The sequence below is a fragment of the Microbacterium aurantiacum genome (assembly GCF_002872075.1).
In the GTDB taxonomy this organism is placed as follows: Bacteria; Actinomycetota; Actinomycetes; order Actinomycetales; family Microbacteriaceae; genus Microbacterium; species Microbacterium aurantiacum_A.
In genome coordinates, this window is the sequence record NZ_PGGU01000005.1 from 367,375 (window position 1) to 379,496 (window position 12,122).

Genomic DNA, 12,122 nt, shown 5'->3' on the forward strand with positions numbered 1-12,122 from the left:
GGGCGATGCGATGGGTCCTCACGGACTGGCGGCTATCGGGAGCCGTCCGCGTCCGTGGGAGCGGTGCTTGTGGCAGTGGCTCCTGCGGTGACTTCTTCGGCCGGAGGCTCACTCAGGTCCACGAAATCGGAGGGATTGTTCTGCGATTCTACCTCAGCGTCGAGGTCTTTCCGGCCTCGGCCCGTCATGTACGGCGAGGGCTCGAGTCCAGGGTGACGGCGCGTCTGCACCGCGAGGATCGCGAGACCCACCACGATGCCGATGATCGCGGCCCACACGTTGCTGCGCAGACCCAGGATGATCTCGCTCGGATCGATCCGGATCGACTCCCACACCACGCGGCCGGCGCTGTACCAGATCAGGTAGATCGCGAAGAGCTTGCCCCACTGGAACGAGGTCGCCTTGCGGCTGAGCCAGAGCAGCACGATGACGCCGAGTCCGTTCCAGATCACCTCGTAGAGGAAGGTGGGGTGGAACAGGGTGCCCTCGGGGAGCCCCGGGGGGAAAGCCGGGTTCGTGGCTTCGATCTCCAGGCCCCACGGAAGATCCGTCGGCAATCCGAACAGCTCGTGGTTGAACCAGTTGCCGAATCGCCCGAGCGCCTGTGCGAGCAGGATTCCGGGTGCCAGGGCGTCGGCGAATGTCCAGAAGCGGATGCCGGTCCAGCGGCATCCCAGGTACGCGCCGATGGCCCCGCCGATGAGAGCGCCGAAGATCGCGATGCCGCCCTCCCAGATCGCCCACACCGAGCCGGGCTCGAACGGGTTCCAGGTGTTGCTGCCCTCGCCGAAGTAGAAGTTCGGGTGGGTGAGCACGTGGAAGATCCGGGCGCCGATGATGCCCAGCGGCACCGCGAGGATCGAGATGTCGATCACGACCCACGGCTCCGCACCGCGCTTGGTGAGGCGGTGATTCGTCAGCAGCACCGCGGCGATGATGCCGGTGATGATGCAGAGGGCGTAGAAGTGCACGCGGATCGGGCCCAGGTCGATGTAGGAGACCGGAGGGCTCGGAATGCTGGCGAGCACGCCGTTGACGGTGCTGTGGAGCGCGAGGGACATGATTGCGATTCTAGTTCTCGAGTGCGGGGCGTGCCGACGCGGTGCCGGCTGCCAGGGTACGGGTGACCTCGGCGAGGGCGGGAACGCCCCCGTCTCGGAGGGCGCGGACGAGCGCAGTGCCGACGATCGCGCCGTCGGCGTACTCCCCCACGGCGGCGATCTGCTCGGCCGTGGAGATCCCGATTCCGACGCAGGCGCGACCGACGCCGTGCTCTCGGAGACGGGAGACAAGGGTGCGCGCGGCACGATCGAGGTCGGCGCGCTCACCGGTGATGCCCATCGTCGAGACGGTGTACACGAAGCCGGTCGAGGACGCGACGACGAGGTCGAGACGGTCATCCGTCGATGTGGGAGCGGCGAGGAAGACGCGGTCGAGACCGGTGCGTTCGCTGGCCGCGATCCAGTCGGCCGCCGACTCCGGGGTGATGTCCGGAGTGATGAGGCCGGCACCGCCCGCGGCGAGCAGGTCGTCGGCATAGCGGTCGACGCCGTACTGCAGAACCGGGTTCCAGTAGGTCATCACCACGACGGGGACGTCGGTCGCAGCGGTGATCTCCCGGAGCGCCGTGAAGAGATCCGCCGTCCGGTAGCCGGCGGCCAGAGCCGTCCTGGTGGCCTCCTGGATGATCGCGCCGTCCATCACCGGGTCGCTGTAGGGAGGTCCGAGCTCGATGATGTCGACGCCGTTCTCGGCGAGGGCGATGGCGGCCTGGATGCTGGTGTCGAGATCGGGGAAACCGACCGGCAGGTAGCCGATGAACGCCGTCCGCCCGGCGTCGTGCGCCTTCTGGATCGCCTGTTCCACGCGGCTCATGCGCTGCCCTCCCGCGCTTCGGCCGTGGAGTCGTAGAGGTCGAAGTAGCGCGCGGCGGTGTCCATGTCCTTGTCGCCGCGGCCCGAGAGGCATACGGCGATCACGGCATCCGGACCGAGCTCGCGTCCGAGACGCAGAGCACCCGCCAGGGCGTGCGCCGACTCGATCGCGGGGATGATGCCCTCGGTGCGGCTGAGCAGACGCAGCGCCTGCATGGCTTCGTCGTCAGTAGCCGGGATGTATGCGGCGCGTCCGATGTCGGCGAGCCACGAGTGCTCGGGTCCTACGCCGGGGTAATCGAGCCCCGCGGAGATCGAGTGCGATTCGATGGTCTGGCCGTCCTCATCCTGCAGCACGTACGTCCTGGCGCCGTGCAGCACACCAGGGCGACCGCGCTCGATCGATGCCGCGTGCTGGGCCGTGTCGATCCCGTCGCCTGCGGCCTCGACGCCGTAGAGCGCGACGCCCTCGTCGTCGAGGAACGCGTCGAACATGCCGATCGCGTTCGAGCCGCCCCCGACGCACGCGACGACCGCGTCGGGAAGCCGCCCGATCTCATCGAGGAGCTGCTGACGTGCCTCCTCACCGATGATCTTCTGGAAGTCGCGGACCATCGCGGGGAACGGATGCGGACCTGCAGCGGTGCCGAAGATGTAGTTCGTCGTCTCCACAGACGCCACCCAGTCGCGATAGGCATCGTTGATCGCGTCCTTGAGGGTGCGCGAGCCCGTCGTGACCGGCACGACTTCGGCGCCCAGCAGCCGCATCCTGGCGACGTTGAGCGCCTGCCGCTCGGTGTCGACCTCGCCCATGTAGATGGTGCACTCCAGGCCGAACAGCGCCGCGGCGGTCGCCGTGGCGACTCCGTGCTGCCCGGCGCCGGTCTCGGCGATGACCCGCGTCTTGCCGAGCCTCTTGGTCAGCAGCGCCTGCCCGAGCACGTTGTTGATCTTGTGCGAGCCGGTGTGGTTGAGGTCTTCGCGCTTGAGGAAAACCCGCGCCCCTCCCGCGTGTGCGGCGAACCGCGGCACCTCGGTGAGCGCGGACGGGCGGCCCGCATAGGAGCTCAGGAGCGAGGCGAGCTCGGCCCGGAACGCCGGGTCGGCGACGGCTGCGGTGTATGCGGCGGCGAGCTCGTCGATCGCCGCGATGAGGGACTCGGGCATGTAGCGCCCGCCGTATTCTCCGAAGAACGGTCCTTGCTGGTCGCGCAGGCTCATCCCTTCACCTCCAGGAAGCTCTTCAGTGTGGCGACCGGGTCGCCGGTGACGAGGGCTTCGCCGATCAGGACGACGTCGGCGCCGGCGGCGCGGTAGTGCGCGACGTCGTCGGGGGTCAGCACCGCGGACTCGGCGATCTTCACGGACGTGCTCGGGATGCGGTCGGCCAGCCGCCCGAAGAGATCACGGTCGAGCTGCAGGGTCTTCAGGTCGCGCGCGTTCACGCCGATGAGGCCCGCGCCCAGGTCGATCGCCTGTTCGAGCTCGTCGGCCGAATGGGTCTCGACGAGAGGCGTCATGCCCAGCTCTCCGATGAGGGCGTACAGGTCGCGGAGCACAGCGGGCTCGAGCCCGGCGACGATGAGCAGCACCAGGTCGGCGCCGGCGGCGCGGGCTTCGAACACCTGGTAGGGCGTCGCGATGAAGTCCTTGCGGAGCACCGGAACGGACACGCGGGCGGTGACCGCCTCGAGGTCGGCCAGGCTGCCGCCGAAGCGGCGCTCCTCGGTGAGGACGCTGATCGCGGAGGCGCCGCCGATCTCGTAGAGGGACGCCTGGTGGGCCGGGTCGGGGATCTCGGCGAGAGCCCCGCGCGACGGGCTGGCGCGTTTCACCTCGGCGATGACCTTGACCTGCTCGGCTGGCGCGAGCGCCGCAAGGGCGTCTTTCGCGGACGGGCGTGCCAGAGCGGCCTTCTCGACCTCGGCGAAAGGCCGGGACAGAGCGCGACGCTCGGCGTCGGCGACAGCGCCGGCCGTCAGGTCGGCGAGGACCACTAGTGCGCCTTCGGCGAGTACTTGGGGCCCTTCACGCCGTAACCCGCCTTCGCGAGAATCCAGCCGACGATCGCACCGACCGGGACGATGGCGGCCCCCACCCAGATGAGCGCGACCCACACGGGGCTGAACTCGGCCAGGCAGTACGCGACGGTGCCGACCGTGAAGCCCACGAGCATGATCACGACAGCGGTCCAGGCCGCAGGCGAGTGTCCGTGGCCGGGGTCGGCGATCGGGTTGGTCATGTTCTCCTCCGGGGGACGACGTGCGGGGGTCGGCTCAGTCTATCGGGGTCATCGTGTCGGGTCGGTGCCACGCGACAGCTCGTCCCAGGATTCGATCGCGTCGACGGCGCTGTCGCCGTCGCCGTGATCACCGGCCACGGGCTCGGTGCGGTACCGGCGCCCCCCGGCCTTCCACCGGCGCCAGGTGACCAGCACCAGCACGGCGGTGGCGAACAGGAGCACCCAGGCGATGAGGGCGAGGACCGGCCAGAACGATGTCGTGATCGACGCGATGATCTCGGACAGAGCTTCGGGCCCGGCGAGGCCCGTCGTGTCCGTGACCGTAGGAGCGACCGCGCTGAGCGGCGGCGCGACGAGCAGCGGAACCGTCGACCAGGCCAGGAGGACCGCCGTGGCGGCAGCGACGACGGCGAAGATGAGACGCACGATGGGCCCGGCGATCGACAGTGCCGCCCCGAGGGCGAGCACGGCGAGGCTGAGCGGTGCGAGCAGCGGCAGCGCTTCGGCCCCGGGGACGAGGATCGCCGCGCCGGCATCCGCCCGGTCGACCGTGAGCCAGGTCTGGGTCGACGAGATGATGCCGACGGCGCCGGCGAGCAGAAAGCCCGAGACGGCGAGAGAGCGCCCGCGTCGTGCGATGCTCATGCGCCGCCGTTCCCGGGAACGGCCTCGAGGTCGGTGGTGTCGAAACAGGTGCGAGTGCCGGTGTGACAGGCGGGGCCTGTCTGGTCGACCTGCAGCAGGATGGCGTCGCCGTCGCAGTCCAGACGCGCCTCACGGACGGTCTGGATGTTGCCGGAGGTGTCGCCCTTGCGCCAGTACTCCTGACGCGAGCGCGACCAGTAGGTGACTCGCCCCGAGGTGAGCGTGCGGCGCAGTGCCTCGGCATCCACCCACGCCAGCATCAGGACCTCGTGCGTGTCCCACTGCTGCACGATCACGGGCGCGAGCCCGTCGTCGTTCCAGGCGACCTGCGCGATGCGCGTCTCCAGATCGCTCATCTGACCAGCACCCCTTCGGCGCGCAGCGCGTCCTTGACGTCGCCGACCGTGAGGGCCCCGGTGTGGAAGACACTGGCGGCCAGCACGGCATCCGCACCCGCCTTGATCGCGGGTGCGAAGTCGGCCGCCTTCCCGGCGCCGCCGGAAGCGATCACCGGAACCGTCGCCGCTTCGCGCATCAGGCGGACGAGTTCCAGGTCGAAGCCGTCACGCGTGCCGTCCGCGTCGATCGAGTTCACCAGCAGCTCGCCGGCACCCCGTTCGATCGCCTCCCGCGCCCAGGCGATGGCGTCGAGGGTCGTCTGCGTGCGCCCGCCGTGCGTGGTGACCACGAATCCCGAGGGCGTTCCCTCGGCGCGCTTGACGTCGAGCGAGAGCACCAGCACCTGTGCGCCGAACCGGTCGGCGATCTCGTCGATGAGCCCGGGCCGGGCGATCGCGGCGGAGTTCACGCCGACCTTGTCGGCGCCGACCGCGAGCAGCCGGGCGACGTCGTCGACACTGCGCACTCCTCCGCCGACCGTGAGCGGCACGAACACCTGCTCGGCCGTGCGCTGCACGACGTCGTAGGTGGTGGCTCTCGCGTCGACGGTGGCCGTCACGTCGAGGAAGGTGATCTCGTCCGCGCCCTGCGCGGCGTAGTGCCGGGCGAGTTCTACGGGGTCGCCCATGTCACGGAGATTCTCGAAGTTCACGCCCTTGACGACACGGCCTGCGGCCACGTCGAGGCACGGGATGACGCGGCTGGCGAGGGTCATCAGAGCCTCGCGGCGTGGATCGCGGTCACCAGGATGGCGCGCGCACCGAGGGCGTACAGGTCGTCCATCACCTGATTGACGCCACGGCTCGGCACCATCACGCGCACCGCGACCCAGGAAGGATCGCGAAGCGGGGAGATCGTCGGCGATTCACGGCCCGGTGCGATCTGGACAGCCTGATCGACGAGCTCGGCCGGCAGGTCGTAGTCGATCAGCACGAACCGCCTGGCCACCATCACACCGCGCAGGCGGCGCAGCAGCGTCTCTGTGCCCTCGGCGTCGCCCGGGCGGCTGATCAGAACGGCCTCGGACTCGAGGATCACCGGGCCGAAGATGTCCAGCCCCGCCTGCCGGAGGGTGGTTCCCGTCGAGACGACGTCGGCCACGGCATCCGCGACCCCGAGACGCACGGCGGACTCGACGGCTCCGTCGAGCTGGACGAGTTCCGCCGCGACGCCGTGCTCGCGCAGGAAATCGCCGACGAGGCCGGGGTATGCCGAAGCCACGCGGACACCCGCGAGGTCCGCGACCGTGTGGAACCGTCCGGGAGGACCCGCGAAGCGGAAGGTGGATCCGCCGAAGCCCAGCGACTCGATCTCACGCGCCTGCTGCGGCACGTCGCGCAGCAGATCGCGGCCGGTGATGCCCACGTCGAGCGCGCCGGACGCGACATAGGTGGCGATGTCACGGGGACGAAGGAAGAAGAACTCGACGTCGTTCTCGGTGTCGATGAGGTGCAGGGTCTTGGCGTCGCGTCGTCCGGCGTAGCCGGCCTCCGCGAGCATCTCGGCGGCGGTCTCGGAGAGCGAGCCCTTGTTCGGTACAGCAATGCGCAGCATGGGAAACCTTCAGATGGGGTCGACGGGGGCGGAGCGCATCACAGATGTCGGTAGACGTCCTGCAGGCTCAGGCCCTTCGCGATCATCATCACCTGCAGGTGGTACAGCAGCTGGGAGATCTCCTCGGCGGCAGCCTCGTCGGATTCGTACTCGGACGCCATCCACACCTCGGCGGCCTCTTCGACGATCTTCTTGCCGATCGTGTGCACGCCGGCGTCGAGCTCGGCGACCGTCCCCGATCCTGCCGGACGGGTCTCGGCCTTGACGCTGAGCTCGGCGAACAGCTCGTCGAAAGTCTTCACGATTCCAGGCTAGCGGCTCGTGCGAGGTCTCTGAGCCGCGTGACGGCGGCCTCGACGTCGTCGGCGCCGTAGACGGCGGAGCCGGCGACGAACGTGTCCGCACCGGCGGCGGCGGCGATCTCGATGGTGCGGTCGGAGATGCCCCCGTCGACCTGCAGCCAGACGTTCGAGCCGCGCCGGCGGGCTTCATCGGCGAGCGAGCGCAGCTTCGGCATCGCCTCGTGCATGAATCCCTGGCCGCCGAAGCCCGGCTCCACCGTCATCACGAGGATCTGGTCGAACTCGTCGAGCACGTCGTAGAGCCCCTCGGCCGGGGTTCCCGGCTTGATGGCGACTCCGGCGCGAGCGCCGATGTCCCGCAGACGGCGAGCCAGCGAGATCGGATCGGCTGCTGCTTCGAGGTGGAAGGTGACGCTCGCGGCGCCCAGTTCCGCGTAGCCGGGCGCCCAGTGGTCCGGATCCGTGATCATGAGATGCACGTCGAGCGGGATCGGACTGGTCGCCTGAATGCGTTCGACCATCTGGGGGCCGAATGTGAGGTTAGGAACGAAGTGGTTGTCCATGACGTCGACGTGCGCGAAGTCGGCGGTGGCGATCTTCGCGAGATCGCGCTGCATGTTCACGAAGTCGGCGGCGAGGATGCTGGGGTTGATGCGCGGGGCACGGGGAAGGTCCACAGATCTATTCTCCCTTCGAGGCGGCGTCGCCGTCGCCTGCCACAGCCGGATCGGAGCGCTGCAGGAGCGCGAGGAACATCGCATCGGTGCCGTGACGGTGCGGCCACAACTGCGCGGATCCTCCGCCGGGCTGGTCGCCGTGCGCTCCGAAATCGATCGGCGACTGCGCGACATGTGCGAGCACGGATCGCGCGTCGAGTTCACGAAGATCGCCGCGGCCGCGCAGCACCTCCTGCACGACACCGGTGGTCTCGGCGAGGTGGGGCGAGCACGTGACGTAGGCGACGATGCCGCCCGGGACGAGGGCGTTCACCGCCGCGGAGAGGAGCTGCTCCTGCAACGGCACGAGTTCGGCGACATCGGCCGGCGTCTTCCGCCAGCGCGCCTCGGGACGTCGACGGAGGGCTCCGAGACCCGTGCACGGTGCGTCCACGAGGATGCGGTCGTACTGGCCCGCACGGGAACGGGCGAGCTCGCGGCCGTCCTCTTGATGCACGACCACGTCGCCGGGGACGGCACGGAGGGCGTTTCGGACGAGTCCGGCTCGCGCCGGGACGACCTCGTTGGCCTCGAGGTGTGCACCGTGCTGCGCTGCGATGGCGGCGAGCAGAGCGGTCTTCCCGCCGGGGCCGGCGCAGAGGTCGAGCCATCGCTCCCCCGGACGGATCGGCGCGGCATCGGCGAGAGCGAGCGCGACCAGCTGGGAGCCCTCGTCCTGCACACGGATCCTGCCACCGGAGCGGGCCATGATCCGGTGCGGGTCGCCACCGGGAGAGCCGAAAGCGGTCGCGGCGTAGGGCCGGACCGGCTCGTCCCGCTCGGCCAGACCGGGAAGGGCGACGAGCGTCACCTCGGGCGAGACGTTGTCGGCGTCGAGGAGGTCTTCCAGCTCGTCGGCTCGACCCTCCGCGGCCAAGGCTCTCCGCAGGGCACGGATCACCCAGACCGGATGCGCGGTGCGCAGGCTGAGCCGTTCGTCGTCCGACCGGGCCGAGCGCTCGATGCGTTCCTGCCACTCCCCTGGCGTCTCCTTCGCGATCCGGCGGAGGACCGCGTTCGTGAAGCTCGCCGCTCCGCGGCCCTGCGCGGTTGCGGCGAGATTCACGGATTCGTTCACGGCCGCGTGCGAGGCCACGCGGGTGGCCAGGAGCTGATGCACGGCCAGTCGCAGCGCATCCAGAACGGCAGGATCGATCGACGCCACGTCGCGGTCGGCTGCAGCCGCGATGATCGCGTCGTACATTCCGCGCCGGCGGAGCGTGCCGTAGGCGAGCTCGGTGGCGAGAGCCGCGTCCTGCGTCGAGAGACCCGCCTCGACGATCGCCGAGGGCAGCAGCAGGTTCGCGTAGGCGTCGGAGTCGGTGACCGCGCGCAGCACGTCGTACGCGACGCGACGCGCGGGCTGGACGGCACGAGAGGGCTGCGCCGAGCGCTGCGGTTGACCACCGCGGTCGGTGCTTCGACGAGTGGATCCGGATGCGCCCTGACCCTGGGGGCGCTGACGTCGTTCCTGACCGCTCATGCGCCGGCTCGCAGGCCCTCGGTGCCGCGCTGGCCACGCCACCAGTCGACGGCGCTCATCGCCGCCTTCCCGGCCGGCTGCACCCGGGTCACGGCGAGCGGTTGACTGGCGGTGCCGATGAGCAGCGCCGACCTGCTCGCTGCGATCGCACCCGGCAGAAGAGCCTCGGCGTCGGTCGCCCTGCGTGCGTCGAGGATCTTCACACGCACTCCGTCGACCGTCGTGTGCGCGCCGGGCTCGGGGGTGACCCCGCGGTATCGCGCGTAGACGGCATCGAGGGGCAGCGACCAGTCCAGGAGCCCGTCGTCAAGCGTGAGCTTCGGAGCGAGCGTCGCTTCCCCGGTCTGCGGCACGGCGCGCGCCGTGCCTGCGTCGATGCCGGCGACGACTTCAGCGGTGAGCTGCGCGCCGTCGCCGGCCAGCGTGTCGAGAGCCACGTCAGCCGTCGCCCCGTCCGGGACCGCGATCGTCCGTGCGGCGAAGACATCTCCGGCGTCGAGTTCGGCGACGAGCTGGAACACGCTCGCGCCGAGTTCCGCGTCACCGGCGATCAGCGCGCGTTGGACCGGTGCTGCTCCCCGCCACTGCGGGAGAAGTGAGAAGTGCAGATTGATCCAGCCATGCGTAGGTGTGGACAGCAGTGGTTCGCGGACGAGACCGCCGTAGGCGACGATCACGCCGAGATCCGGCCGCAGAGCGGCGATGCGCGCCGAGGCCTCCTCGTCCAGGCGTGCCGCCTTGATCACGGGGATACCGAGCTCGCCTGCCACCTCGGCGACCGGCGAGGGTGTCAGCACACGCTTGCGTCCGCGGGGCGCGTCCGGTCGGGTCACCACCGCGGCGATGTCGTGCTCAGACGCCAGACGGCGGAGAGTGGGGATGGCGGCAGCGGGTGTGCCGGCGAAGACGAGGCGCATGAAGGTTCTCCGGGAGGGTCAGAGCTCTGGGTCGAGGATATCGAGGCGCACCGTGAGAGTGCTGCGCGTGGTGCGACCTCGGCCACGTCGGTGCCGCACCGCCTCGGCGACGACGGCGGCACGCAGTGTCGTCGCGACCCGCAGGCCGGAACCGTAGTCGAACCGGAGCAGGGCGCGCACGCGTGGCGGGTCATCCTCGGGTTCGATGGGAACAGGGCCGAGCACGGCCTCGGCAGGAAGGGAGAGTTCGCGCAGCGCCTCCAGGGCGCGTGCGACGGCGTCCGTCGTGCCCTCGATGAGCGCGACCCGCATGGTCGGCGGCATATGCAGCGGGGCCCGCGACTCCAATTCGGAGCGGGCATACCCGGCGTGGTTCCAGGTCGCGAGCGCCATGGCCACAGGACCGTTGACACCGACCAGGTGGATCGGCGCACCGGGCGCGGCGAGGGCGGCGGCGTTCGACCACCATCGCAGGCACGCCTCGCCGACGCGCAGATCGGGAGCCTGCAGCATCCGGGCGCCGTCGAGAAGAACCACCGCGCGATAGCCGCCCTCCGCGAGCGGCTCCGCTCCGCGGGTGGCGACGACGAGGGCAGGGCGCGCGTCGACTTTCTCGACGGGATGTGCGCCGTCGGCGACGATGACGCGCACACCGGGGAACGCGCGGCCGAGTTCGTCGGCTGTGCGCTCGCTCCCGGAGGAGGCCAGGCGCAGTTGCACGCCCGAGCAGGAAGGGCACGCCCAGGCGCGTGCCGATCGCCCGCACCAGCCGCAGACCGGAACGGCCCCGCGATGCCGGGCGCCGAGGGGCCCGCCGCAGTGGACGCAACGTGCCGGCGCCCGGCATCCCGCACACACGAGGGATGGTGAGAAACCAGGGCGGGACACCTGGACCAGCACCGGGCCCTCGGCGGCGGCCGTCCGGGCGGCGAGGAATGCCGAAGACGGCAGCCGCTGCGCCTGTGGCTGTTCCATCTCCTGCGGCGTGCTCAGCAGCACCCGCGGCAGGACGCGGCGAGCGGCGCGGACCTCCTGAAGCCAGCCGTGCAGGACCAGACGCTCGGTGTCGGTCGTACGGGTGTGTCCGGCGATGAGGAGAGCCGAACCCTCCTGCTCCTGGCGCAGCAGCGCCGCGTCCCGTGCGTTGATGTAGGGGGCGAGCTGCTCGCCCAGCAGCGGATCGCCGTCGTCCCAGATGACCACGAGCCCGGCTTCGACCGGTGAATAGACGGCGGAGCGGTTGCCGACGACGATGCACGGCGCATCCTCGAGGGTGCGCAGGAAAGCGCGGTAGCGATCGGGATTCGATTGCCTCGAGTCATGGCGCACCACGGCTTCGTCGGGCACGAGCACAGACAGCGTCTTGAGAAGGCTGTCGACGTCGCGGTGGTCCGGCACGACGAGGACCGTCGACGATCCCGATGCGAGGGCGCGCACCGCCGCAGCGGCAAGCAGTTGCGCCCACGCCGGGGAACCGTCGTCGAGTGCGGGAACGGCTTCGACGGCGGCGCGACCGCGACCGGTCAGGACCTCTTCGAGGCCTTCGTAGCGACCGACGACCTCGGCCGCCCGGGTGAGCGCGGTCTCGTGGGGGCGGACGGCGGGGGCATCCGCCGTCCAGGCCTTCTCGACCCGCACCTGGCGCTTGGGGATCGCGAGGCGCAGGACGTCCGATGCGGAACCGGCTGCCCGGTCTGCGGCGCGCCTGGCCAGCCGGTACAGCCGATCCGGCAGGACGGCGGCCGTCGAGACGATGCTCTCCACCTCGGAGAGCGCCCGGTCCGCGTCGTCCTCGGTGTCGATCTCGATGATGTAGCCGTCGATCACACGGCCCGCTGTGCGCAGAGGGACGCGGACGCGGACGCCGAGCGGAACCTCGCCCAGTTCCGCGGGAAGCGCGTAGTCGAACAGCCTGTCGAGCTGCGGCAGCGGAGAATCCAGCAGCACGCGCGCGATGCGCCGGCTCTCGGCGCTCATGAGGACCGAGGTG

The 12,122-nt window shown here is 70.3% G+C and carries 14 protein-coding genes; all 14 read right to left on the minus strand.

Annotated features, from left to right (window positions below; all coding sequences use genetic code 11):
- Nucleotides 1–32 precede the first annotated feature (32 nt).
- Genes lgt through CUR96_RS04855 form a run of 14 tightly spaced genes read right to left on the minus strand, consistent with a single transcriptional unit; the run spans nucleotide 33 to nucleotide 12,109 of the window.
- Nucleotides 33–1,061, minus strand: a complete 1,029-nt coding sequence (gene lgt / locus CUR96_RS04790) for a prolipoprotein diacylglyceryl transferase (RefSeq protein WP_102192122.1) — start codon at nucleotides 1,059–1,061, stop codon at nucleotides 33–35.
- A gap of 10 nt (nucleotides 1,062–1,071) precedes the next feature.
- Entirely contained in the window at nucleotides 1,072–1,875 is an 804-nt protein-coding gene (gene trpA, locus CUR96_RS04795) for a tryptophan synthase subunit alpha (protein WP_102192123.1), read from the minus strand.
- The gene (gene trpB / locus CUR96_RS04800) at nucleotides 1,872–3,095 is read right to left on the minus strand and encodes a tryptophan synthase subunit beta (protein WP_102192124.1); all 1,224 of its coding nucleotides are present in this window, start codon (nucleotides 3,093–3,095) and stop codon (nucleotides 1,872–1,874) included. Before trpB ends, trpA begins: the two co-directional genes overlap by 4 nt.
- Nucleotides 3,092–3,871, minus strand: coding sequence for an indole-3-glycerol phosphate synthase TrpC (gene trpC, locus CUR96_RS04805; RefSeq protein WP_102192125.1), 780 nt, complete (start codon nucleotides 3,869–3,871; stop codon nucleotides 3,092–3,094). Before trpC ends, trpB begins: the two co-directional genes overlap by 4 nt.
- Complete coding sequence (locus CUR96_RS04810; protein ID WP_102192126.1) at nucleotides 3,871–4,116, minus strand: HGxxPAAW family protein; 246 nt, start codon at nucleotides 4,114–4,116, stop codon at nucleotides 3,871–3,873. Before CUR96_RS04810 ends, trpC begins: the two co-directional genes overlap by 1 nt.
- 48 nt (nucleotides 4,117–4,164) lie before the next feature.
- A complete protein-coding gene (locus CUR96_RS04815) occupies nucleotides 4,165–4,761 on the minus strand; it encodes a Trp biosynthesis-associated membrane protein (RefSeq protein ID WP_102192127.1) in 597 nt (198 codons plus the stop codon).
- The gene (gene hisI, locus CUR96_RS04820) at nucleotides 4,758–5,117 is read right to left on the minus strand and encodes a phosphoribosyl-AMP cyclohydrolase (RefSeq protein ID WP_102192128.1); all 360 of its coding nucleotides are present in this window, start codon (nucleotides 5,115–5,117) and stop codon (nucleotides 4,758–4,760) included. The genes CUR96_RS04815 and hisI overlap by 4 nt, the downstream gene beginning before the upstream one ends.
- Nucleotides 5,114–5,875, minus strand: a complete 762-nt coding sequence (hisF, locus tag CUR96_RS04825) for an imidazole glycerol phosphate synthase subunit HisF (RefSeq protein ID WP_102192129.1) — start codon at nucleotides 5,873–5,875, stop codon at nucleotides 5,114–5,116. Before hisF ends, hisI begins: the two co-directional genes overlap by 4 nt.
- Nucleotides 5,875–6,714: an ATP phosphoribosyltransferase gene (gene hisG, locus CUR96_RS04830; RefSeq protein WP_102192130.1), complete on the minus strand. Its 840-nt coding sequence runs from the start codon at nucleotides 6,712–6,714 to the stop codon at nucleotides 5,875–5,877. The genes hisF and hisG overlap by 1 nt, the downstream gene beginning before the upstream one ends.
- A gap of 38 nt (nucleotides 6,715–6,752) precedes the next feature.
- Entirely contained in the window at nucleotides 6,753–7,016 is a 264-nt protein-coding gene (locus tag CUR96_RS04835; protein WP_102192131.1) for a phosphoribosyl-ATP diphosphatase, read from the minus strand.
- Entirely contained in the window at nucleotides 7,013–7,693 is a 681-nt protein-coding gene (gene rpe / locus CUR96_RS04840) for a ribulose-phosphate 3-epimerase (protein ID WP_281255044.1), read from the minus strand. The genes CUR96_RS04835 and rpe overlap by 4 nt, the downstream gene beginning before the upstream one ends.
- A gap of 4 nt (nucleotides 7,694–7,697) precedes the next feature.
- Nucleotides 7,698–9,215: an RsmB/NOP family class I SAM-dependent RNA methyltransferase gene (locus tag CUR96_RS04845; RefSeq protein WP_102192133.1), complete on the minus strand. Its 1,518-nt coding sequence runs from the start codon at nucleotides 9,213–9,215 to the stop codon at nucleotides 7,698–7,700.
- On the minus strand, nucleotides 9,212–10,132 hold the full coding sequence (gene fmt, locus CUR96_RS04850; protein ID WP_102192134.1) for a methionyl-tRNA formyltransferase: 921 nt from the start codon (nucleotides 10,130–10,132) through the stop codon (nucleotides 9,212–9,214). The genes CUR96_RS04845 and fmt overlap by 4 nt, the downstream gene beginning before the upstream one ends.
- A gap of 18 nt (nucleotides 10,133–10,150) precedes the next feature.
- Nucleotides 10,151–12,109: a hypothetical protein gene (locus tag CUR96_RS04855; RefSeq protein ID WP_102192135.1), complete on the minus strand. Its 1,959-nt coding sequence runs from the start codon at nucleotides 12,107–12,109 to the stop codon at nucleotides 10,151–10,153.
- Nucleotides 12,110–12,122: the final 13 nt, after the last annotated feature.